27 protein-coding genes are annotated in these 19,321 nt (G+C 60.5%); 8 read left to right on the top strand and 19 right to left on the bottom strand.

Translation table 11 applies throughout. From position 1 onward, the window contains the following. Window positions 1-2 precede the first annotated feature (2 nt). The 5 genes from ACRY08_RS06545 to ACRY08_RS06525 form a co-directional block, all read right to left on the bottom strand. Window positions 3-1,442, bottom strand: a complete 1,440-nt coding sequence (locus ACRY08_RS06545) for an aldehyde dehydrogenase family protein (RefSeq protein ID WP_432449084.1) — start codon at window positions 1,440-1,442, stop codon at window positions 3-5. Then, window positions 1,443-3,020: an ABC transporter ATP-binding protein gene (locus ACRY08_RS06540; protein ID WP_432449083.1), complete on the bottom strand. Its 1,578-nt coding sequence runs from the start codon at window positions 3,018-3,020 to the stop codon at window positions 1,443-1,445. Beyond that, the gene (locus ACRY08_RS06535; protein ID WP_432449081.1) at window positions 3,017-3,841 is read right to left on the bottom strand and encodes an ABC transporter permease; all 825 of its coding nucleotides are present in this window, start codon (window positions 3,839-3,841) and stop codon (window positions 3,017-3,019) included. Before ACRY08_RS06535 ends, ACRY08_RS06540 begins: the two co-directional genes overlap by 4 nt. After that, complete coding sequence (locus tag ACRY08_RS06530) at window positions 3,838-4,785, bottom strand: ABC transporter permease (RefSeq protein ID WP_432449080.1); 948 nt, start codon at window positions 4,783-4,785, stop codon at window positions 3,838-3,840. Before ACRY08_RS06530 ends, ACRY08_RS06535 begins: the two co-directional genes overlap by 4 nt. A 61-nt stretch (window positions 4,786-4,846) precedes the next feature. Beyond that, window positions 4,847-5,659, bottom strand: coding sequence for a division plane positioning ATPase MipZ (locus tag ACRY08_RS06525; RefSeq protein WP_432449079.1), 813 nt, complete (start codon window positions 5,657-5,659; stop codon window positions 4,847-4,849). 173 nt (window positions 5,660-5,832) lie between these two features. Between ACRY08_RS06525 and ACRY08_RS06520 the strand changes: the two genes are divergently transcribed. The 3 genes from ACRY08_RS06520 (at window position 5,833) to ACRY08_RS06510 (ending at window position 6,990) form a co-directional block, all read left to right on the top strand. Next, window positions 5,833-6,177 carry a Lin0512 family protein gene (locus ACRY08_RS06520; RefSeq protein ID WP_432449078.1) on the top strand — a complete coding sequence of 115 codons (345 nt, stop codon included), beginning with the start codon at window positions 5,833-5,835 and terminating at the stop codon, window positions 6,175-6,177. Beyond that, window positions 6,177-6,536 (top strand): Lin0512 family protein, encoded by a 360-nt coding sequence (locus ACRY08_RS06515; protein WP_432449077.1) that lies wholly within the window; start codon window positions 6,177-6,179, stop codon window positions 6,534-6,536. Before ACRY08_RS06520 ends, ACRY08_RS06515 begins: the two co-directional genes overlap by 1 nt. A 199-nt stretch (window positions 6,537-6,735) precedes the next feature. Beyond that, window positions 6,736-6,990, top strand: coding sequence for a peptidase (locus tag ACRY08_RS06510; protein WP_432449076.1), 255 nt, complete (start codon window positions 6,736-6,738; stop codon window positions 6,988-6,990). A gap of 55 nt (window positions 6,991-7,045) precedes the next feature. On the opposite strand, the gene rpmE is transcribed toward ACRY08_RS06510, so the two are convergent. Both rpmE and rplS read right to left on the bottom strand, forming a co-directional pair. Continuing rightward, window positions 7,046-7,267: a 50S ribosomal protein L31 gene (rpmE, locus tag ACRY08_RS06505; protein WP_432449075.1), complete on the bottom strand. Its 222-nt coding sequence runs from the start codon at window positions 7,265-7,267 to the stop codon at window positions 7,046-7,048. A gap of 11 nt (window positions 7,268-7,278) precedes the next feature. Next, the gene (gene rplS, locus ACRY08_RS06500; RefSeq protein ID WP_432449074.1) at window positions 7,279-7,653 is read right to left on the bottom strand and encodes a 50S ribosomal protein L19; all 375 of its coding nucleotides are present in this window, start codon (window positions 7,651-7,653) and stop codon (window positions 7,279-7,281) included. Window positions 7,654-8,109: 456 nt separating this feature from the next. On the opposite strand from rplS, the gene ACRY08_RS06495 reads away from it, so the two are divergent. Then, window positions 8,110-10,020, top strand: coding sequence for a cation:proton antiporter (locus ACRY08_RS06495; protein ID WP_432449073.1), 1,911 nt, complete (start codon window positions 8,110-8,112; stop codon window positions 10,018-10,020). A gap of 61 nt (window positions 10,021-10,081) precedes the next feature. On the opposite strand, the gene trmD is transcribed toward ACRY08_RS06495, so the two are convergent. The 12 genes from trmD to ACRY08_RS06435 form a co-directional block, all read right to left on the bottom strand. After that, a complete protein-coding gene (trmD, locus tag ACRY08_RS06490) occupies window positions 10,082-10,936 on the bottom strand; it encodes a tRNA (guanosine(37)-N1)-methyltransferase TrmD (protein WP_432449072.1) in 855 nt (284 codons plus the stop codon). A 38-nt stretch (window positions 10,937-10,974) separates the two neighbouring features. Then, entirely contained in the window at window positions 10,975-11,775 is an 801-nt protein-coding gene (locus ACRY08_RS06485) for a hypothetical protein (protein WP_432449071.1), read from the bottom strand. Beyond that, window positions 11,772-12,284, bottom strand: coding sequence for a ribosome maturation factor RimM (gene rimM / locus ACRY08_RS06480; protein WP_432449070.1), 513 nt, complete (start codon window positions 12,282-12,284; stop codon window positions 11,772-11,774). The genes ACRY08_RS06485 and rimM overlap by 4 nt, the downstream gene beginning before the upstream one ends. Before the next feature lie 3 nt (window positions 12,285-12,287). Then, entirely contained in the window at window positions 12,288-12,455 is a 168-nt protein-coding gene (locus tag ACRY08_RS06475; RefSeq protein ID WP_432449069.1) for a hypothetical protein, read from the bottom strand. Between the two features lie 8 nt (window positions 12,456-12,463). After that, the gene (gene bluB, locus ACRY08_RS06470) at window positions 12,464-13,093 is read right to left on the bottom strand and encodes a 5,6-dimethylbenzimidazole synthase (protein WP_432449068.1); all 630 of its coding nucleotides are present in this window, start codon (window positions 13,091-13,093) and stop codon (window positions 12,464-12,466) included. A 21-nt stretch (window positions 13,094-13,114) separates the two neighbouring features. Further along, entirely contained in the window at window positions 13,115-13,516 is a 402-nt protein-coding gene (gene rpsP, locus ACRY08_RS06465; protein WP_432449067.1) for a 30S ribosomal protein S16, read from the bottom strand. A 44-nt stretch (window positions 13,517-13,560) separates the two neighbouring features. Further along, window positions 13,561-13,857, bottom strand: a complete 297-nt coding sequence (locus ACRY08_RS06460; RefSeq protein WP_432449066.1) for a chorismate mutase — start codon at window positions 13,855-13,857, stop codon at window positions 13,561-13,563. Then, entirely contained in the window at window positions 13,854-14,402 is a 549-nt protein-coding gene (locus ACRY08_RS06455; RefSeq protein WP_432449065.1) for a GNAT family N-acetyltransferase, read from the bottom strand. Before ACRY08_RS06455 ends, ACRY08_RS06460 begins: the two co-directional genes overlap by 4 nt. Beyond that, window positions 14,399-14,962 (bottom strand): GNAT family N-acetyltransferase, encoded by a 564-nt coding sequence (locus ACRY08_RS06450; RefSeq protein WP_432449064.1) that lies wholly within the window; start codon window positions 14,960-14,962, stop codon window positions 14,399-14,401. The genes ACRY08_RS06455 and ACRY08_RS06450 overlap by 4 nt, the downstream gene beginning before the upstream one ends. A gap of 10 nt (window positions 14,963-14,972) precedes the next feature. Continuing rightward, window positions 14,973-16,487 carry a signal recognition particle protein gene (gene ffh, locus ACRY08_RS06445; protein WP_432449063.1) on the bottom strand — a complete coding sequence of 505 codons (1,515 nt, stop codon included), beginning with the start codon at window positions 16,485-16,487 and terminating at the stop codon, window positions 14,973-14,975. Between the two features lie 187 nt (window positions 16,488-16,674). Then, on the bottom strand, window positions 16,675-17,025 hold the full coding sequence (locus tag ACRY08_RS06440) for a hypothetical protein (RefSeq protein WP_432449062.1): 351 nt from the start codon (window positions 17,023-17,025) through the stop codon (window positions 16,675-16,677). Window positions 17,026-17,046: 21 nt separating this feature from the next. Continuing rightward, window positions 17,047-17,169: a hypothetical protein gene (locus ACRY08_RS06435; protein WP_432449061.1), complete on the bottom strand. Its 123-nt coding sequence runs from the start codon at window positions 17,167-17,169 to the stop codon at window positions 17,047-17,049. A 128-nt stretch (window positions 17,170-17,297) separates the two neighbouring features. Between ACRY08_RS06435 and ACRY08_RS06430 the strand changes: the two genes are divergently transcribed. From ACRY08_RS06430 to ACRY08_RS06415, 4 genes are all read left to right on the top strand, one after another. Beyond that, window positions 17,298-17,705, top strand: a complete 408-nt coding sequence (locus ACRY08_RS06430; RefSeq protein WP_432449060.1) for a universal stress protein — start codon at window positions 17,298-17,300, stop codon at window positions 17,703-17,705. Between the two features lie 138 nt (window positions 17,706-17,843). Continuing rightward, on the top strand, window positions 17,844-18,224 hold the full coding sequence (locus ACRY08_RS06425) for a zf-TFIIB domain-containing protein (RefSeq protein ID WP_432449059.1): 381 nt from the start codon (window positions 17,844-17,846) through the stop codon (window positions 18,222-18,224). An 83-nt stretch (window positions 18,225-18,307) separates the two neighbouring features. Further along, on the top strand, window positions 18,308-18,628 hold the full coding sequence (locus ACRY08_RS06420) for an antibiotic biosynthesis monooxygenase family protein (RefSeq protein ID WP_432449058.1): 321 nt from the start codon (window positions 18,308-18,310) through the stop codon (window positions 18,626-18,628). Window positions 18,629-18,720: 92 nt separating this feature from the next. After that, window positions 18,721-19,305: a rhodanese-like domain-containing protein gene (locus tag ACRY08_RS06415; protein ID WP_432449057.1), complete on the top strand. Its 585-nt coding sequence runs from the start codon at window positions 18,721-18,723 to the stop codon at window positions 19,303-19,305. Window positions 19,306-19,321: the final 16 nt, after the last annotated feature.

Here is a 19,321-nt window from a genome sequence, read left to right as displayed (position 1 = left end):
GGTTACCCGTGTTTTGCTGCAATGGTTTTGAGGCTGGAAAAGCCGTAGAGCGCCTCGAACCCTTTTTCGCGCCCGTGGCCGGATTTGCCGACACCACCAAAGGGCAGTTCTACGCCGCCGCCTGCGCCGTAATTGTTGATAAAGACTTGCCCCGCGCGCAGGCGTTTTGCCAGCCGCATCTGGCGCGCGCCATCGGCGGTCCAGACACTGGCAACCAGCCCGTAGTCGGTGCCATTGGCAATCCGTATGGCGTCCTCTTCGGTGTCAAAGGGAATGATCACCTGCACCGGGCCAAAGACTTCGTCACGGGCCAGCGGGTGATCTGGTGGCACATCGGCGAAAAGGGTGGGGGCCACGTAGTGCCCGCCGTCTGGAGTGTCGGTGATCTGTCCACGTCCGGCAAGTTTTAGGTCTGCGCCCTGGGTCAAAAACCCCTCGACGATCTCTTTTTGACGCGCTGAAATCAGCGGCCCGATATTCAGATCGGCATCTGCCGGGCCAACACGCAAAGCGCCATAGGCTTCGCCCATGCGCGCGACGACCTGATCATAGACGCCGCGCTGCACAAGCACGCGCGAACTGGCCGAGCAGGTCTGGCCCGCGTTCTGAATGCAGGCGCCCACAAGAAAGGGTAGGGCCGCGTCCAGATCGGCGTCATCAAACACCAGCTGAGGGGATTTGCCGCCCAGTTCCAAGGTGACGGGCACCACGTTTTGGGCCGCAGCCGCCTGCACCAAGGCGCCCACGGGCACCGATCCGGTGAAGCTGATGTGATCGACGCCTGCATGGGCAGATAGCGCCGCGCCCGCTTCCTCGCCCAATCCGGTGACCACGTTCAGGGCCCCTGCGGGCAGGCCTGCTTCTTGGGCCAATCGCGCGAAGGCAAGTGCGGTCAGGCAGGCTTCCTCGGCCGGTTTCAATACGCAGGCATTGCCCATCGCCAAGGCCGCCCCGACCGAGCGCCCGATGATCTGCATCGGGTAATTCCACGGCACGATATGGCCCGTGACACCATGCGGCTCGCGCAGCGTGTAAACGGTGTAGCCGTCCAGATAGGGGATCGTGTCGCCCATCACCTTATCCGCCGCACCGCCGTAAAACTCCATGTAACGCGCCAGGGCTATGGCGTCATTGCGCGCCTGTGTCAGGGGTTTGCCCACATCACGGGCTTCCAGCGCGGTCAGGTCGTCCGCGCGGCTTTCCACCAGATGACCGATGCGGGTCAGGATGCGGCCGCGCTCGAGGGCCGTCATCCGACCCCAGTCGCCGTCAAGCGCGCTGCGGGCGGCATTTACGGCGGCGTCGATATCCTGTGTGCGCCCGCGCGCAATCTGGGCGAAGCTCTGCCCGGTCGACGGGTCTTCGACGTCGATCACCTGGTCGGTTTTCTGCCAGTTGCCACCGATGAGAATCTCGGTCGGGTCAAACCAAAGAACGTGCATCTAAGCCTCCCTCCACGCGGGCGGAATGCGGGGCGCCGCGCTGATCAGGTTTCGTGTGTAGTCTTGCGCGGGCGTGGTGAAGACGGTCTTGGTGTCGCCGTGTTCGACGATCTTGCCCGCTTGCATCACCATGACGCGATCGGTGATCGAACGCACCACGCCAAGGTCGTGGCTGATGAACAGATAGGCCAGCCCGTGTTTGGACTGTAGCATGGCCAGCAGGTCCAGAATATCCGCCCGGATCGAGACATCCAGCGCGGAGACCGCTTCGTCCAACACGATCAGTTCGGGCCGCAAGATCAGCGCGCGGGCGATGGCGATGCGCTGGCGTTGCCCGCCGGAAAACTCGTGCGGATAGCGGGTCATGGCCTCGCCCGTCAAGCCGACCTCGGCCAGCGCATCCCGCACCCGGTCGCGCCAGTCATCGGGCCGCGTGCCCAGAAGGTGAAAGGGTTCAGCCACAAGTTTTTCCACCGTCCAGCGCGGATTGAAGCTGCCATAGGGGTCTTGGAACACCACCTGAAGGCCTGCGCGACGGGCCGGGTCCATACCCGGTGCGATGGGCGCGCCGTTCAGCAAAATTTGACCGCCTTGCAGCGGCTCCAACCCCAAGATGGCGCGTGACAGCGTGGATTTACCGCAGCCGCTTTCGCCGACCAGCCCAAGGCTTTCGCCCTTGTTCATGGTGAAGCTGACCCCATCCACGGCGCGAAACTGTGGGGCAGGGCCGAAGAGGGATTGGCGCGGCAGGGGATATTCGCGGATCGCGCCGCGCACCTCTAATAGCGGCGTGGTGCCGGGCCTGTTGTCCCCGTCCGGCTGGTGTTCCGACGCCTCAAACAGCTGGCGCGTGTAAGGGTGGGACATGGTGCGAAACAGCGCCTCGGTTGCGCCCTGTTCGACCACGCGCCCCTTGCGCATGACCGCCACGTGATCGGCCATACCCGCGACCACGGCCAGATCATGGGTGATCAGCAAAAGGCCCATATCCTCCTCGGCCACCAGTTCTTTCAAGAGGACAAGAATTTGCGCCTGCGTGGTGACATCCAGCGCGGTTGTGGGCTCGTCCGCGATCAACAGTTCTGGGTGCAGCGCGATGGCCATGGCGATGCACACGCGTTGGCGCTGACCGCCGGACAGCTCATGTGGATAGCGATCCAATGGGAAACGGTCCTGCGGCAGCCCCACGCGCGCCAGTTTCTCGGCGGCGATGCGCTGGGCGTCAGTGCGTGACGTATCCGTGTGGATCAAGATGGTTTCCGCCACCTGATCGCCAATGGTTTTCACCGGGTTCAACGCTGTCATCGGTTCTTGAAAGATCATCGAGACACGGCGCCCGCGGATGTCGCACATGGGGCTTTCGCCCAGGGTCAGGAGGTCCTGATCCTCCAGCAATATCTGCCCAGACGTCTCGGCCCCGCGTGGCAAAAGCCCCATCAATGCCAGCGCAGTCATCGACTTACCCGACCCGCTTTCGCCCACCAGACCCACCACCTGACCGGGGGCGATGGACAGGTCCACGTCGTGCAAAATCGGGCTGTCTGCGATGGACAGGCTGAGATTTCGGATGTCGATCATTCACGCGCCCTCCGAATGCGGGGGTCCAGAAGGTCGCGCAGCCCGTCACCGATCAGGTTCAGCCCCAGCACCATGGCGACAATCGCCAGCCCCGGTGCGATGGCCAGCCGTGGCGTGGTATAGATCATGGTCTGGGCGTCCGCGAGCATCCTTCCCCAACTGGGCGTGGGCGGTTGGGCGCCAAGGCCCACATAGCTCAGGCCCGCTTCGGCCAGAATGCCCAGTGAAAACTGTATGGTGCCCTGCACGATCAGAAGGTTCGCGATGTTGGGCAGGATGTGCTCGACACTGATCCGGGTGCGGGATTTTCCGGCCACACGCGCGGCCATGATAAACTCGCGCGTCCAGATGGTCAGCGCGCCGCCCCGTGCCACGCGGGCAAAGACGGGGATGTTGAAGATGCCGATAGCGATGATCGCATTGGTGGCCGAGGGGCCAAAGGTGGCTGTGATCAGGATGGCGATGACCAGTGACGGGAAGGCAAAGATCAGGTCATTGCCGCGCATGATCACCTCGTCCAGCCAGCCGCCCCGGTTGGCCGCCGCCATCAGGCCCAGAGGCACGCCCACACCCATGCCGATGCCCACGGCCAGAACCGCGACGGCGATGGATATCCGCCCGCCCTCCATCAGCATCGACAGAAGGTCACGGCCGAAATGATCGGTGCCCAGAAGGTGGTCAGCCGAGGGCGGTGTCAGCTTGGCTGAGATGTTCAGAACAGTCACGTCGTAAGGCGTCCAAACAAAGGACAGAAGGGCTGCGGCCAGCAATAAGGTGCTGAGGGCGGCTCCGATCACAAGCTGGGCGGGCAGACGGGTCATGGGCGCCTCCGAAGCCGGGGGTCCACGACGGCATAGGCCACATCCACCAGAAAGGTGACCACGATCACGGCAAAAACCAGCAGCATCACCACGCTTTCAACAACCACAAGGTCACGCTGGGTGATGGCCTGAAAAATCAACCGCCCAAGGCCCGGCAGGAAGAACACGTTTTCAATGATGATCGCGCCGGCCAGAAGAAAGCTGAACTGCAGCCCGATGATGGTCAAAACCGGAATGAGCGCGTTGCGCAACGCGTGGCGGCGGGTGGCCTGCGCATATGTCAGCCCCTTGGCGCGGGCGGTGCGCATATAATCCTGATGTAACACATCCAAAAGCGACGATCGCATGACGCGGGCCAGAATGGACGCTTGTGGTAGGGCTAGGGCCACGGCGGGCAGGGTCAGGGCTTTCATCGCAGGGCCAAACCCGGCCTCCCACCCCGGAAAACCGCCGGCCGAAAACCAGCGCAGCTGCACAGCAAAGAGCAGGACCAATAGCATCGCAAACCAGAAATTCGGCACGGCAATGCCCAGTTGCGTGGCCCCCATGATGGTGACATCGGCGGCGCCCCCCCGGCGGGAGGCGGCGATCAGGCCCACGGGAATGGCGATCACGGTTGACAGGATCAGCGCGAAGATCGCCAGCGGCAATGACACCTGCAACCGCTCCAGCACCAATTCTGCCACGGGCACGCGATAGGTGTAGGAAATGCCGAAATCCCCGGTGATAAGCCCACCGATCCATGACAGGTAGCGCGCGCTCAGAGAGCCGTTCAGCCCCAATTCGTCACGCAGGGCGGCCACGGTATCGGGCGCTGCGTTCAGCCCAAGCATGAACGAGGCAGGGTCGCCGGGGATGACCTCGATCATTGCGAAGATCACCAACGAGGCGACGACAAGGCTGGCGCCAAGCGACAGGGCGCGGGTGATCAGATATCGCAACATGGGCCGAGCCTAGCGGCCCTTGATGGGCGCGCAAAGGGAAAAGACCCCCGGCTTCGCTGCGTCAGATTTTCACCTCGACGCCGGGCAGGTTCAGCGACTTCATCAGCTCGCGCAATTCCTGACGCGCAGCCACATTCGAGATGTTCATCTGCCCCACAACGCCCACATCGCGCAGGTCCAAAAGTGTCAGGCCGCGCGGGAAGAGCTCGCGGAAGATGACACGCTCGTTGAAGCCCGGGGCCACGCGAAAGCCAATGCGGCGCGACAGGTCCTCAAGCGCATCGCCCATCTTTTTCTTGTTGTGCATCATTTGTGCGCCCAGACGGTTGCGCACGACAATCCAGTCGATGGGTTTCAGCCCGGCCTTGGCGCGCAGCTGGCGGGCATTCCAGACCATCTCAGAGTAAACAGAGGGGCCTTTCACCTCGAGCGTGACCGGGTCGATATGGGCCAGAAGGTCGAAATCGACAAAGCTGTCATTCAGGGGCGTGATCAGCGTGTCGGCCAGCGAATGCGCCACCTGGGAAAGTCGCGTGTGTGAACCGGGGCAGTCGATCAGGATGAAGTCCTGACTGTGCTCCAGCGCGGCAATCGCCATGGACAGGCGGCGGTCATAGGGGTTTTCGCCGGGCTTCAGCCCCGTGGGATCAACCTCGGGCAATTCGTGGAATTCGGGCGTAGGCAGGTCAACACCCTCGCGCTTCATGGTGGTCATGCGATTCTGCACATAGCGCCCGAAAGTGCGTTGGCGCAGGTCCAAATCCAGCACACCAACACGATGCCCCATACGCGACAGGGCCGTTGCCACATGCATCGACACGGTGGATTTCCCCGCGCCGCCCTTTTCGTTCCCCACGACAATAATATGTGCCACGCCCGTATCCCCGACCTGAAGCTTATAGTTGGCGCTGACTATATGTGCGATGGCGGGCGGGGGGAAGAGGCCGCGCGCCGCTGGCCGGTCCAAATTCATGCCACGCGCCGGGCAGCTGGCGCTATGAACCCGTGCGCAGTCTGGTAGGAATGGGGAAACGGAAAGGAACCGGCATGGCGAAAACACGTGTATTGGTCGAATTTGGCATGGGCACGTCGCTCAGACGCGAAGATTACACCGAGGCCGCCGCCCGCGCGATCCGGGACGCGCTGTGGCACAATTCGGTCAATATGGCCGAGCTGTTCGGGTTCGAAAAATCCGACATGATCGTGGATGTCGAGGTTGCCGTGCAGGCACCTGACCGCGTCGACACCAGCCAGTTGGCCAAGGATTTCCCCTATGGCAATATCTCGTTTGCGGTCAAACATGGCGGGTTGGACATCGACAAGCCGCAGGGCGGGAAAACGGTGATTGCCAATGTCGCCATCGCCGTGTCTTTCGATATGGAGGCCGTGTGATGGGCGAGAAACGCATGATCCTAGAGATGGGCACGGGCAATGACCTTTACGGTCAGGACTATACCAAAGCGGCGTGTCGCGCGGTGCAGGATGCGCTGCACCATTCGTCGATCACTCTGTTTTCAACGCTGGGGTTGGATCACAAGGATATGCGCGTGGTGGTGACCATCGGTGTCGCGGAACCCGACAAGGTCGATCTGGACGTCGTCCGCGCCGAACTGCCCCGTGGCCGTGCCGAGGTGCAGGCCGTGAAGGGCGGCATGAACACGGACAGCGCGGGGCAGGTCCACGTGGTTGCCACCGCTGCGATCGAGGCATGGTTGCCGGATCAAGCGGGGAAGTGGGCCATCACCCGCTAAGGGGCTTTGTCGGCCGCTGAAAATCATCTAAAGCGTTTCGAGATGAACTTGAGACACAAGTTGATTTCGAAACGCCCACAACATCAATGAGTTCTGCGCGTTTCGTCTTATTGTTGTGCTTCAACAATAAGCCAAAACGCTTTAAACTGCGGCCAGCAGATCGCCGGGTTCACGGCGCTGTTTACCTGAAAGATGAGAGATGACGCTGATGACGTTTGCGGCGTATGAGCAGCCGTTGAAGTGGATTGCGTTTGGCTTGGGGCTGGCCAGCACGGTCTCGATTGTGCAGGGCTGGCAACTGGCTGCGATGTGCCTGAGCCTGCCCTTTTGCCTGATCTGGATTTACTGCGCGTGGCTGCGCCGGGAGCCGCAGCTCAAATACATCAACATCCTGTTTGCCGGGCTCTATGTCTATGGCATTGTACGGTATTTGTGGCTTTCACCACCCGCCTGAAACGAAAAACGCCGCTTCGGTTGAAGCGGCGTTTCCCATTCGAAAGAGGCGTGGTTTAGAACCCAAAGCCTTCGTATTTCGATTTGAACTTGGACACGCGGCCGCCGGTGTCCATAAGGCGGGTGCTGCCGCCGTTCCATGCCGGGTGAGCCGAGGGGTCGATGTCCAGCGCCAGCTGGTCGCCTTCTTTGCCCCAGGTCGATTTCATCTGAACAACAGTGCCGTCGGTCATCTTGACGTCGATCAGGTGGTAGTCGGGATGCAGATCCTTTTTCATGTCGACGCTCCTTAAGCTTTCTTGGGCTTGTAGTTGGTGTCTTCGGCGATACGGGCCGACTTACCGCGACGGGTGCGCAGGTAATAAAGCTTGGCGCGGCGTACACGGCCACGACGCACAACGGTGATGCTATCGATGTTGGTCGAATGCAGCGGGAACACACGTTCCACACCTTCACCGAAGGAAATTTTGCGAACGGTGAACGACCCGGCAATGCCCGAACCGTTTTTACGGCTGATGCAAACGCCTTCGTAGTTCTGCACACGGGTGCGCGACCCTTCGGTCACCTTGAAGCCGACACGGATGGTGTCACCGGCTTTGAAATCGGGGATATCTTTCCCCAGGGCGGCAACTTGTTCCGCCTCGAGCTGTGCGATCAGATCCATCTGATCCTCCATATTTGCTTGCGGTTGTTCCGCAAAGTTGCTGCCGTCCAAGAGCTCCGCGTCTTCACCGGGTCCGTTTTTCACGCCCGCGGGAGGATAGTTCGTCGTTTCTTTTCAACGTTTTCCGGCACATCTGAGCGCCGAAGAAAGGCGTTTGCGCATTGGAAAACGGCCCGTGCGACTCACGAAGGAGTGCCGGACAGGCGGTGTATAGGGGGATGTGCGGTCAGGATCAAGGATTTTTGCCCTTGTTTTGCTGGGCAAAAGAAGGGCTAAGGTCGTTTCCACATTGCGTTGATACAGCGTGATGTGGAAACGCCGCGCAACATGCAAGCATGGTGGGCGTTTCCAGTTATTGCTGTGATCGGGCAACAACTGAAAACGCTTTGGTTAGGCTTTCCTTCCTGTCCCTTTCGCGGTTAACCTTTCGGGATATTTTGCGACAGGAGCCTTCCCATGACTGCCGAGTTCATGCTGATCACGTTCACATTGTTTATTGCGGGCGTTGTGGCGGTGCCCATCGCATCACGTTTCGGTCTTGGGTCGGTGTTGGGATACCTGATTGCCGGCATTGTGATCAGCCCGTTTCTGCGTGGCATAGGCGTCGACGTTGTGGCGCTTCAGCATTTTGCCGAGTTTGGTGTTGTGATGATGCTGTTCATCGTCGGGCTGGAAATGAACCCCCGCGCCCTGTGGGAAATGCGCGCGCGGATCTTTGTCCTTGGTGGCTTGCAGGTTGGCGTGACAGCGGCGCTGGTGGCTGGGGTTGCCGTGGGTTTTGGTCAGCCCCTGACGGTGGCCGTGGCGATCGGGTTGATCTTTGCGCTGTCTTCGACCGCGATTGTGAACCAGACCCTGAAGGAAAAGGGACTGTTTAACAGCGATGGCGGGCAGGCGAGTTTCTCGGTCTTGCTGTTTCAGGACATCGCGGTAATCCCTATCCTGGCCCTTGTGCCGCTTTTGGCGCTGCCCGAGCTGGTCGAGCATATGTCCCACGCCGGTGATCATGGCGGTGGTCACGGTGATGATCATGGAGGTGGCCTGAACCTGAGCCTCGTCGACGGGCTAAGTGGCTGGCAAACCGGGCTGGTCACTTTGGCGGCCATCGCGGGAGTGATGGCGGCGGGCACCTATCTGACCACGCCGGTTTTCCGCTTTGTTGCCCGCGCCCGACTGCGCGAATTGTTTGTCACCACCGCCTTGATGTTCGTTCTGGGCATTGCGCTTTTGATGACCATGGTGGGGCTGTCGCCTGCGCTGGGCACCTTCCTGGCGGGGGTTGTCATGGCGGGCAGCGAATACCGGCACGAGCTGGAAAGCGATATCGACCCATTCAAAGGCATCTTTCTTGGCGTCTTTTTCATCACCGTTGGTGCCAGCATTGATTTCGGACTGCTGGGGGATCAGCTGGGCTTGATCCTTGGGCTGACACTGGGACTGATTTCGCTGAAAGCGCTGGTGCTTCTGGCGCTTGCGCGCAGTTTCAAGCTGGAAGGCGGGGACAAGTGGCTGTTTGGGCTTGGCTTGGCGCAAGCGGGCGAATTTGGATTTGTCCTGATCTCGTTTACCGTCGCCAATGCGGTGCTGCCGCAAGAGGTGGCGGATATCCTGCTTTTGGTTGTGGCGCTAACCATGCTGCTGACGCCGGCCTTGTTCATCCTTTATGACAAAATCATCGCGCCGCGCTATTCGCGTCAGCAGGAACTTGAGGCGGACGAGATCGACAGCGAGGCCAAGATCATCATCGCGGGACACGGGCGCTTCGGTGGTATCGTGAACCGGGCGATCAGCGGGGCAGGCTACGAGACGACCGTGCTGGATTACAGCGCCGAGCAATTGGAGATGCTGCGGAAATTTGACCTCAGGGCCTTCTTCGGGGACGCAACCCGCCCCGACCTTCTGGAGGCAGCCGGGATCGCGGAAGCCAAGGTGCTGGTCGTCGCCATCGACGATCAGGATGCGATTACGCATATCGTTCAGCATGTGACACGACACTACCCGCATGTGCATGTGGTCGCCCGCGCGATTGACCGTCACCATGTCTATCACCTGTGGGCTGCGGGCTGCCGCGATATCATTCGCGAGACCTATGACAGCTCTCTGCGCACAACGCGGTCTGTCTTTGAAGCATTGGGAGAGACACGCGCATCCGCGCAGCGCATGGTGGATGCGTTTGACGAGATGGACCGGCGCACATTGCGCGAGTTGGCAGACCTTTATGATATCGACACGCCCGCTTTTGAGAACGAGCCTTACATGCAGCGGCTGCGTGATCTGCGTGACGAATGGGAAGAGGAGCTGCGCGGGTCCATGCACCAGGCCTCGCAAAAAGCCCAGCCCGGCGCTGCGGAGACGTCAGGGTCGTGATGCGCGTGCGGCGCTAAAGCGTTTTCAGATCACGTTGTTTCAACGAAATCGGAAAAACGCTTTAGTCGTCGCCATCCTGACGGGCCTTGTGCGCCTCCCACAGGTCCGGGCGGCGATCACGGGTGATCTGCTCGCTCATCTCGCGGCGCCACTGGGCGATTTTGCCGTGATGGCCGGATGTCAGGACCTCGGGGATCGTGCGTCCGCGCCATTCGGCGGGGCGTGTGTATTGCGGATGCTCCAAAAGGCCTGCGGAAAAGCTTTCCTCTTCGGCCGAGGCCTCGTTGCCCAAGACGCCGGGCAGAAGGCGCACGGTGGCATCCAGAATTGCCTGCGCGGCGATCTCGCCGCCGGTCAGGACAAAGTCGCCCAGGCTGACCTCTTCGATCTCGTATTCTTCCAGCACCCGCTCGTCGACACCTTCGAACCGGCCACATAGCACAGTCATCCCGTCACAGGCCGCAAAACGCCGGGCCATAGCCTGATCCAGCGGCTTGCCCCGGGGGGACATGTAGATGATCGGCCATTTTGCCCGATCCGCGGGCACGGATTTCTGGGCCGTGTCGATGGCGCGTGACAGGATGTCAGCACGCAACACCATGCCCGCGCCGCCGCCGGCGGGGGTGTCATCCACATTGCGGTGTTTGCCTTCGCCGAAGATGCGCAGGTCGATGGGTTCCAAGGCCCAAAGCCCATCTTTCAACGCCCGCCCGGTCAGGCTTTCGCCCAGTACGCCGGGAAAGGCGCCGGGAAACAGCGTGATCACTTTGGCGGTCCAGGTGCCCACGTATCGCGGCGTGGCCTGCATCAGTTCACGCGGTTTAAACGAGGCTGAAATGGCCACTTTCCCATGCGATTTCATCGCGCGGGATCTGGCGGGTTTGGGCCCCGGTGTGGAAGTGTCGTCTTTGGTCATGGGGCTGCCATAGCGGGTTTGCGCGCGCGCGAAAAGGGTTAGCGCTGGTTCTCGCTGATCATTGCCTCTTTGGCCGCTTTCAGTTCCGGCTTTGCCAGCCCGCGCCGGTTGAGGTCCAGAAAGCTTGCGCGCAGGTCAACGGTCTGCCCCGTATTGGAGCGCGGCGCCGGGATCAAACCGTTACGTGCCGCGTCCGGGACTTGGGCCAGATCCAGCACTGCGCGGGCCGGGCCAAAAGGGTCTTTCGCATGGTCTTCAAGTGCTGCGGTGACCACCGGGATCGGGTCCAGCGCGCGTGCCATGATCTGGGCTTCTTCTGCGGGGCCGCGCAGTGGCGAAAACCGAGCGCGAAATGCATCGAAATCATCGGTCAGGTTGATCGATCGCAGCAGGTGCCCATGCACCGATCTGAGCCAATCCTCTGCGCTTCGGGTGGTGTAGAAGAAGGTGATTTCCACATCCTCCCCAAACCGCCGTTTCAATTCGGCTATGATCGTTTTGGCCAGCTTTTGCGCCGGGCCATCATAGGTGGTGATCATACGACCGGTCAGGCGCCGATGCCCCGGCATGCCGCCTGAAAACGTTTCGCGGGACAGAACGATGCAGGGATGATCCGCAATGCTGTTCAGGAAGGCGCGGAAGGTCTTGCGAAAGGCAAATAGGCGATGGGGAAAGGGCTTTTGCCCATAGATGCGCGCCATGGCGCCAGCATCCATGAAATCCATCTTGCCGTAATAGGCCATATAGGGGGCCAGAGCGTCCCGGTTCTGCGACAGGAAATCCTGCAGGCTTGTGGTGCCGGTTTTGTGATAGCCTGCATGTACAATGACGCGGGTCATTCGGGGAAAACACCTTCGGGCGGGTCGGCGATGATACGGCCTGCGGCAAGGTCAACCGTGGGCACGGCGGCCATGGTGAAGGGCAAAAGGGCAGGGGTGGACAGGCCCGGTCCCGAGACTTCCAGTACATCCGAGGCGCCATGGTTCTGTACGGAAATGACCTTGCCCAGCACCTCTCCGCCAGTGTCCAGAACCGTCAGCCCGACAAGGTCGGTGTGATAATATTCGTCATCCGGCAGGTTCGGTAACGCGGCACGGTCCACATAGAGGTGCACCCCCTTCAACGCATCGGCCTCTTCCTTGGTGGTGACCCCCTGAAGGCGCGCGGCAAAGCCGTTCTTGATCGGGCGCTCCAGTGTCAGGTGAAACTGGCGCGTGCCGTCCTCGGACCACAGTGGGTCATAGTCGCCAATGGCCGTGGGTTCGGCACAGAAGCTTTTGATCCTCGCTTCGCCTTTGACCCCATAGGCGCCGGAAATCACGCCAACACAGATGCGCTCTTCGCTCATGTCTCAGTTCCCTTCGATGCCAGTTTCGATACCTGTGCAGACACCGCGATCCACCGCGCCACCCCGATCCAGACAGCGGTCGATCATGCTGTTTCGTTCAAATAAAAGCCCGGCCAGAAAGCCCGCAGCAATGATCAGGATCAACCGAAAGGGACGGAAAAGCAAACCCATGTCATGACCTATCTTTTCTCGATGGGAAGCGCGCCGCGCCGTGCTTCCCAGCCGGCTTTTTCAAGCTCCGGGCTGTCGTCAACAGTTTCGGGCCAGCCAAGACAGAAATAGCCCACAAGCTCCCAGCTTTCGGGCACGTCCAGATCGCGCGAAAGCTGGTCGGGGTCAAGGATCGACACCCAGCCCAGCCCCAGCCCGCGCGCACGAACCGCCAGCCAGAAGAGCATGATCGCCGAGACCACGGAATAGCGGCGCATTTCGGGCATGGTGCCCGCGCCCAGCCCCGCGCCCTTGTCGGTCGCCTCGTCGCAGTAGATCGCCAGCTGCACCGGGGCATCTTCCATACCCGAAAGCTTCAGCCCCGCATAAAGCTGCGCCTTGTCACCGGAATAGCCTTTCAGGGCTTGGCCATTGGCGGCTTTGAAATTTTTCAGCGCAGCGGCACGCGCGCCGTCGCTGTCCACCCTGATCACCCGCCAGGGCTCACTGAGGCCCACCGAAGGGGCCATCAGAAACGCGTCGAGGCACTGCGTGAGCAATGCCTCGTCCACCGGGTCCGTGCGAAAGCGGCGCACGTCGCGCCGCCAACGCATCAGATCCTCAAGATCCGACTGAAACTCGTCTGAAAAGGCGTGCATGTCAGATCCAACCCGCCGGGTTTATTCTTCGGCAGCAGCTTCTTCAGCCGGAGCTTCCGCAGGAGCTTCAGCAGCTTCTTTGGCAGCAGCGGCTTTTTCAGCTTTTTCTTCCGCGCGGTCCTTGGCTTTCTGGCCCGGCTCACCTTTTTTCAGGTTGGCACGTTCTTTTTTCTCAAGAACACCAGCGGCTTCCAGGAAACGGCTGACGCGGTCCGAAGGCTGGGCGCCCTGGTCCAGCCAGTACTGAACGCGTTCCATGTCCAGCTTCACACGCTCTTCCGAATCTTTCGGCAAGAGCGGGTTATAGGTGCCCAGTTTTTCGATGAAACGGCCATCACGCGGCATGCGCGAGTCTGCAGCAACCACGCGGTAGAAGGGACGTTTTTTCGAGCCGCCACGGGCGAGACGAATTTTCATAGCCATGAGAGTTTTCCTTTTTTCTAGCTATTTGAGGGGCTTGCGCCCGATCATTCTTGGTGTTTCTTGTGATGCCTGATCACCTCGTCGATGACGAAGTTCAGGAATTTCTTGGCGAAATCGGGGTCCAGATTGGCACGTGTGGCCAGGTCTTCCAGACGTTCGATTTGTTTGGCTTCGCGGGCTGGGTCAGACGGTGGCAGCGCGTGTTCAGCCTTCAGCTTGCCCACGGCCTGCGTGTGTTTGAAGCGTTCGCCCAGCGTGTAAACAAGGATCGCGTCCAGCCGGTCGATCGACTCGCGGTGTTCCTTCAGAAGATCAGCGGCGCGGGTGGTTGCGTCGGTCATGCGGTGTCCTCCTTTTGCTGGGCAAGCGCCTCTTTCGAGGGGTGACGATAGACAAGCTCGGTGCCATGCGTTGGGCTGTCCCATTTGGCTTCCAGCGTCGCGCCCATACGTTCCGCCAGCGCGACCGAACGATCATTGCCGGGGAAGATGTTGGAACAAAGCGGTCCCCAGCCCAGAGTGTCATAGGCATGGTCGCGCACGGCGCGTGCCGCCTCCAGCGCGTAGCCTTTGCCTTCGAACCCATCAAACAGGACATAGCCTAGCTCGGTTTCATTCCAACCCTCTGGTCCCCACAGGCCCACCATGCCGACGGTCTGCCCGTCGGCGGTGTCGAGGAACCAAAAGCCGTAGCCCTTCAGGGCAAAATGCCCAAGGTTCGACGCAAACCAGCGCCACGCGCCGGTGCGATCCATCGGGCCGCCAAAACCCCAGCTGTGCTCCTTTGAGGCAAAAAAGGCCGCGACCAGATCGAAGTCAGCTTCAACCGGGGCACGCAGTGTCAGACGGTCGGTGGATAGGGTGGGGATGCCGGAAAGATACGTCATGCGTAGGCCTCCGGGTTGCCGTCCGTGTCGGGCGCGGGGTGGCGCCAGACGTCATAGCTGTCGTCCTCGTCTTCAAAGCGCGGTGCGTCCGCGTCGATCACGCAGCCCAGACGTTTGGCCAAAGCGGCCGAGGGGGCGTTGTCGTGATCCACATAGCTGACGAAGCTTTGAATGTCGGTGTTGGTGTGGGCCCAATCGATAGCGGCCACGGCGGCCTCATGGGCGTAGCCCTTGCCTTCGTGCGCATCTGACCAGAGCGACCATGCGATTTCCGGTTCCGGCCAGCCTTCGGGGCACCAGGGGCCGACCCAGCCGATGGGCTGACCGTCTGCTTTGTCGGTCACGATGAAGGGGCCGTAGTCTTTCAGCACCCAGTGACCAACCGCATGACCAAAGGCGCGCCAGACAGTGCGGCGCGTGTTGTCGCTTTTCGGTCCACCGCCCACAAACTGCGCGCGCGGATTGTCCATCAGGAAATCGCGAAACGCGTCCCAATCGCCGGCTTCCGGCGGGCGCAGCACAAGGCGCGGGGTGGTGATATGATCGAAAGGCAATTTCACGGGCGCGCGCTTACTTTTTCTTCCCGAAGCCCGACAGGCCCGGGGGCAGGCCGCCGCCGCCCAGACCGGGCAGACCACCGGGCAGCTTACCACCCATGGCTTTGGCCGCAGCTTCCAGCGCTTTCGGGTCCATCGACGAGGGGTCCATGCCGCCCATATCGGGCATGCCGCCACCTTTGCCGAACATGCCACCCATGGCCTGTTTCAGCATCTTGCCTTTGCCCATCTTGCCCATCTTCTTCATCATGTCCGCCATCTGGCGCTGCATTTTCAGAAGCTTGTTCAGGTCGCTGACTTCCATGCCAGCCCCCGCGGCAATGCGTTTCTTGCGGCTGGCTTGCAGGATTTGCGGGTTGGCGCGTTCGCGTTTGGTCATCGACTGGATCAGAGCGATTTGCTGCTTCAGCACCTTGTCGTCCATGCCCGCGGCCTCGGCCTGTTTGGCCATCTTGTTCATGCCCGGCATCATCCCCATGATGCCTTGCATGCCGCCCATCTTGATCATCTGCTCCAGCTGCATTTTCAGGTCGTTCATGTTGAACTGACCCTTCTGGAAGCGCTTCATCATGCGCTCGGCTTGCTGGGCCTCGATGGTTTCCTGGGCTTTTTCAACAAGAGCAACAATGTCGCCCATGCCAAGGATGCGGCCTGCGATCCGGTCGGGCTCAAACGTTTCCAGCGCGTCCATCTTTTCGCCAAGACCGACAAACTTGATCGGCTTGCCGGTGACTGCGCGCATCGACAGCGCTGCACCACCGCGTCCGTCACCATCCATACGGGTCAGGACCACGCCCGAGATGCCGACTTTGTCGTCAAACTCTTGTGCCACTTCAACGGCGACCTGACCGGTCAGGCCATCGACCACCAAGAGGGTTTCGCGCGGGTTCACAACGGTCGAGACTTCCTCGACCTCGCCCATCAGGACTTCGTCGATGTGCAGACGACCCGCGGTGTCGAGCATATAGACGTCATAGCCGCCCATCGTCGCCTGCTGCTTGGCACGCTTGGCGATGTCGACGGGTTTCTGGCCCGGCACGATCGGCAGAGTATCCACGCCGATCTGCGTGCCCAACACGGCCAGCTGATCCATCGCGGCAGGGCGGTAGACGTCGAGCGAGGCCATCAGGACCCGCTTGCCTTCTTTTTCCGTCAGGCGTTTGGCAAGCTTTGCGGTGGTCGTGGTCTTACCACCACCCTGCAGACCGACCATCAGGATCGGGGCAGGGGGGCTGTCGACCTTCAGCGCGCCGGGCTCGCCTTCGCCGGTCAGCACATCCACCAGCGCGTCGTGCACGATCTTCACGACCTGCTGGCCGGGCGTGACCGATTTTGTCACCGCCTGACCGGTGGCCTGTTCCTGCACCTTTTTCACAAAGTCGCGGGCCACGGGCAGCGAGACGTCCGCCTCGAGCAGCGCGACGCGCACTTCGCGCAGGGCGGTTTTTACATCATCTTCGGACAGCGCACCTTGTTTTGTCAGGCGGTCAAAGACACCGGATAGGCGATCTGACAGGCTCTCAAACATTTCGCGGCTCCTTTGCCGTTTCGTTTCACCCTAGATAGGGGCGGGTTGCGCTTATCCCAAGGCCGAAACCGGGCTCCCAAACGATGAGCGCCCCTGTGGGCGTAACACGCTGACAGGGGGCGATCCCGGCTTGGGCCATGGGACCGGAAGTTTCGCACTTCCGAGATTTGGGGCTGGGTTACGGGGTTCAGCCCCCGGAGTCAAGCTGTGTTGCGCTTTTGCGCGCGTCAAGCCAGCCATTGATCGCCTCGGCGGTGCGGCGCGGCCCCGATCCGTTGGTGTAGTAGGACACGACGGGAAGGTTCGGTTGGCCGTCCATCACCAGAACCGGGCGATACATGGTTGATCCGTCGCTGCGGGTTTCCTCCAACTTGGCGGCACGTAGGGCGTCGAGCGGATAGACATCCTGCGTATAGCCCAGAAACGAGCGTTTGCGCTTTACGATCTGGCCGGCCTGCACATCCAGGATCAGCTGCACGCGTTTGGTGAAGACCGCGAAACATCCGCCCCAGACCAGCCCGCCAATGCCCGCAAACATCAGGCCAAACAGAAGCTCGCCCTATGTCATGGCCGCGAACCCGACCCCGACAAAGATCAACAGGCCCGCAAGCATGCCCAAAGACAAGAGCCACGGTTTGTGGTCGAGGATCAGCATCTGGGGCGTGTTCACACTGAGTTTCATCGTGTCATCCTATGCGCAAAGCTTTGGTTGGGAAAGGTGGCGGGCCATTTGACTTGTATCATGGAGCGGTGTTTGCGCTCACGCTATCAAGGAAGAAAGCTGAACACTGAAAGTAAAGGAAATCAGTGATGTACAAGAACGTCCTTGTGCCGATTGCGCTGGATCATGAGCGCGATACGGCTGAAGCCCTGCATATTGCCAAAGCTGTGGCCGCAGAGGGGGCCCAGATCACCGCACTTCATGTGATGGAAGAGGTGCCCGCCTATGTCGCCCAGTATCTTCCCGAAGGTCAGATCGAAGACAATGTGAACGAGCTGGAAGCCCGTCTGCAGGATGAGCTGAAAGAGATGCCCGAAGTGGCCATTGCGGTGGTGTCTGGCCATGCGGGTCATGCCATTGTGGACTATGCCAAGACGCAGAAAATTGATTGCATCGTGGTCGCATCCCATCGTCCGGGGCTGACCGATTTCTTCCTGGGGTCGACCGCTGCACGTGTCGTGCGCCATGCGCCTTGCGCGGTTCACGTCTCACGCTGAATTCTCTGCCTTAAAGCGTTTCGAGATTAAATTGTGCCCCAACAAGAAATCGAAACGCTTTGGCAGCGTGTTTGGAAAACGGGCCCCTTGTGGCCCGTTTTTTCATGCCTAAATGTTGCGTGTAACGGAGGAATGGCAATGAAATGTCCTGTGGATGGTACCGCGCTTTTGATGACCGAACGGCAAGGGGTCGAGATTGACTATTGCCCAACCTGCCGGGGCGTCTGGCTGGATCGTGGCGAGCTGGACAAGATCATCGAAAAAGCCACGCCGGCGGTTGTGTTGCCCGATCCCGACCCTGAACCACTGCCCTCTGCACCGCCCGCCCCTGCGCCCGAACCGGTCCGGATGGAGCGCCCAAAGGAAGCCGCCCATAAATCGCACCGCAAAGCGTCGAAAAAGGACCGCTACCGGGATGATCGTTACAAAGAGGATGATGACGATTATCGCCACGCAAGGCGCTATAAGAAGAAAAAGCAAAAATCGGTTCTGTCCGAGATTTTTGACTTTTTTGACTGACGCGGCGCATCGCCCCGTTTGGTGCGAAACATATTCATATGTAAGAGATTTCAGGCTAGGCTGATCCGTGTAAGGAGGACGCCATGCCAAAAATCAGCAAAGCCCCCGACTATCAGACGGTTCTGACGACATTCGAGATGACCCCCGGCACCTGTCAGGATCTTCTGGATGCTCTGTCAGACGCCTATACGAACTTCATCTCGAAACAGCCCGGATTTGTGGGCGCTGGGCTGCATGTGAATGACGCGCAGACCCGGATCGCCAATTACAGCCAATGGACCCGGCGCGAGGATTTCCAGGCCATGCTTCGCACCGACGAGATGCGCGAACGCAATCGGGTCATCGCCACGCTGTGCAAAAGCTTCGAACCTGTCATGTATGACGTGTTTGAAACCTTCAACTAAGGCGGTTTCGCATTTCGTGGAACATGACGAAATATGAAGACGCCCACGACATTTTTACGCTTTAAGTCATCACCGTACCAAACGAGGACGCCATGAAAACCCTTGCCACCGCCGCCGCCTTGTTGCTGGCCGCCACCCCGTTATTTGCCGAGGGCGTGAATATTCGCCCTGATGTCGCATCGGTCACCATCGAGACAGAAAATGGTCCGGTCGAGATTTCGCGCAACCCGGACACCGCCAATCAGCTGTCGGGCGAATGGGCGCGCACGTCGCGGCCCTGCCCAAACTTCTGCGTGCAGCCCATGGTGCCCGCCCCCGGTGTGATCCCGATCGGAGAGCTGGAGCTTATGGACATGCTGGCCGACCCCGACAGGATTGTCGTGGACAGCCGGGTGGCTTCAGATCACGAGACAGGAACAATTCCCGGCGCAATATCAATCCCTTACAACGAAGCCCCCGACCGCTTGGACGAGCTGGGCTGCGAAGTGGATTTTGATGGTTTCGATTGCGAAAACGCCAAGCCGGTCGCTCTGTTTTGCAATGGCAACTGGTGCGGGCAATCCCCCACCGCCGCGCGTCGCATGATCGAGGCAGGCTTCCCCGCAGAGCTGATCCACTATTATCGCGGCGGTATGCATGCCTGGCGCATGCTGGGTCTGACCGTTACGGGCGGCTAACTTCCCATTGGGGCGG

Source organism: Aliiroseovarius marinus (genome assembly GCF_050881025.1).
GTDB lineage: Bacteria > Pseudomonadota > Alphaproteobacteria > Rhodobacterales > Rhodobacteraceae > Aliiroseovarius > Aliiroseovarius marinus_A.
Note: the sequence above shows the minus strand (reverse complement) of the source record. Positions and strands in the feature narration are given on the sequence as shown.

What these genes read in the sequence shown, in the direction of transcription:
- ACRY08_RS06545 (WP_432449084.1), bottom strand. Translation starts at nt 1,442, where the DNA reads ATGCACGTTCTTTGGTTTGACCCGACCGAGATTCTCATCGGTGGCAAC.
- ACRY08_RS06415 (WP_432449057.1), top strand. Translation starts at nt 18,721, where the DNA reads ATGAAAACCCTTGCCACCGCCGCCGCCTTGTTGCTGGCCGCCACCCCG.
- ACRY08_RS06540 (WP_432449083.1), bottom strand. Translation starts at nt 3,020, where the DNA reads ATGATCGACATCCGAAATCTCAGCCTGTCCATCGCAGACAGCCCGATT.
- ACRY08_RS06420 (WP_432449058.1), top strand. Translation starts at nt 18,308, where the DNA reads ATGCCAAAAATCAGCAAAGCCCCCGACTATCAGACGGTTCTGACGACA.
- ACRY08_RS06435 (WP_432449061.1), bottom strand. Translation starts at nt 17,169, where the DNA reads ATGAAACTCAGTGTGAACACGCCCCAGATGCTGATCCTCGACCACAAA.
- ACRY08_RS06535 (WP_432449081.1), bottom strand. Translation starts at nt 3,841, where the DNA reads ATGACCCGTCTGCCCGCCCAGCTTGTGATCGGAGCCGCCCTCAGCACC.
- ACRY08_RS06455 (WP_432449065.1), bottom strand. Translation starts at nt 14,402, where the DNA reads ATGACGTATCTTTCCGGCATCCCCACCCTATCCACCGACCGTCTGACA.
- ACRY08_RS06530 (WP_432449080.1), bottom strand. Translation starts at nt 4,785, where the DNA reads ATGTTGCGATATCTGATCACCCGCGCCCTGTCGCTTGGCGCCAGCCTT.
- ACRY08_RS06425 (WP_432449059.1), top strand. Translation starts at nt 17,844, where the DNA reads ATGAAATGTCCTGTGGATGGTACCGCGCTTTTGATGACCGAACGGCAA.
- ACRY08_RS06440 (WP_432449062.1), bottom strand. Translation starts at nt 17,025, where the DNA reads ATGTTTGCGGGCATTGGCGGGCTGGTCTGGGGCGGATGTTTCGCGGTC.
- ACRY08_RS06510 (WP_432449076.1), top strand. Translation starts at nt 6,736, where the DNA reads ATGACGCTGATGACGTTTGCGGCGTATGAGCAGCCGTTGAAGTGGATT.
- trmD (WP_432449072.1), bottom strand. Translation starts at nt 10,936, where the DNA reads ATGACCAAAGACGACACTTCCACACCGGGGCCCAAACCCGCCAGATCC.
- ACRY08_RS06520 (WP_432449078.1), top strand. Translation starts at nt 5,833, where the DNA reads ATGGCGAAAACACGTGTATTGGTCGAATTTGGCATGGGCACGTCGCTC.
- ACRY08_RS06495 (WP_432449073.1), top strand. Translation starts at nt 8,110, where the DNA reads ATGACTGCCGAGTTCATGCTGATCACGTTCACATTGTTTATTGCGGGC.
- rpsP (WP_432449067.1), bottom strand. Translation starts at nt 13,516, where the DNA reads ATGGCTATGAAAATTCGTCTCGCCCGTGGCGGCTCGAAAAAACGTCCC.
- bluB (WP_432449068.1), bottom strand. Translation starts at nt 13,093, where the DNA reads ATGCACGCCTTTTCAGACGAGTTTCAGTCGGATCTTGAGGATCTGATG.
- rplS (WP_432449074.1), bottom strand. Translation starts at nt 7,653, where the DNA reads ATGGATCTGATCGCACAGCTCGAGGCGGAACAAGTTGCCGCCCTGGGG.
- ffh (WP_432449063.1), bottom strand. Translation starts at nt 16,487, where the DNA reads ATGTTTGAGAGCCTGTCAGATCGCCTATCCGGTGTCTTTGACCGCCTG.
- ACRY08_RS06515 (WP_432449077.1), top strand. Translation starts at nt 6,177, where the DNA reads ATGGGCGAGAAACGCATGATCCTAGAGATGGGCACGGGCAATGACCTT.
- rimM (WP_432449070.1), bottom strand. Translation starts at nt 12,284, where the DNA reads ATGAGCGAAGAGCGCATCTGTGTTGGCGTGATTTCCGGCGCCTATGGG.
- ACRY08_RS06485 (WP_432449071.1), bottom strand. Translation starts at nt 11,775, where the DNA reads ATGACCCGCGTCATTGTACATGCAGGCTATCACAAAACCGGCACCACA.
- rpmE (WP_432449075.1), bottom strand. Translation starts at nt 7,267, where the DNA reads ATGAAAAAGGATCTGCATCCCGACTACCACCTGATCGACGTCAAGATG.
- ACRY08_RS06430 (WP_432449060.1), top strand. Translation starts at nt 17,298, where the DNA reads ATGTACAAGAACGTCCTTGTGCCGATTGCGCTGGATCATGAGCGCGAT.
- ACRY08_RS06475 (WP_432449069.1), bottom strand. Translation starts at nt 12,455, where the DNA reads ATGGGTTTGCTTTTCCGTCCCTTTCGGTTGATCCTGATCATTGCTGCG.
- ACRY08_RS06460 (WP_432449066.1), bottom strand. Translation starts at nt 13,857, where the DNA reads ATGACCGACGCAACCACCCGCGCCGCTGATCTTCTGAAGGAACACCGC.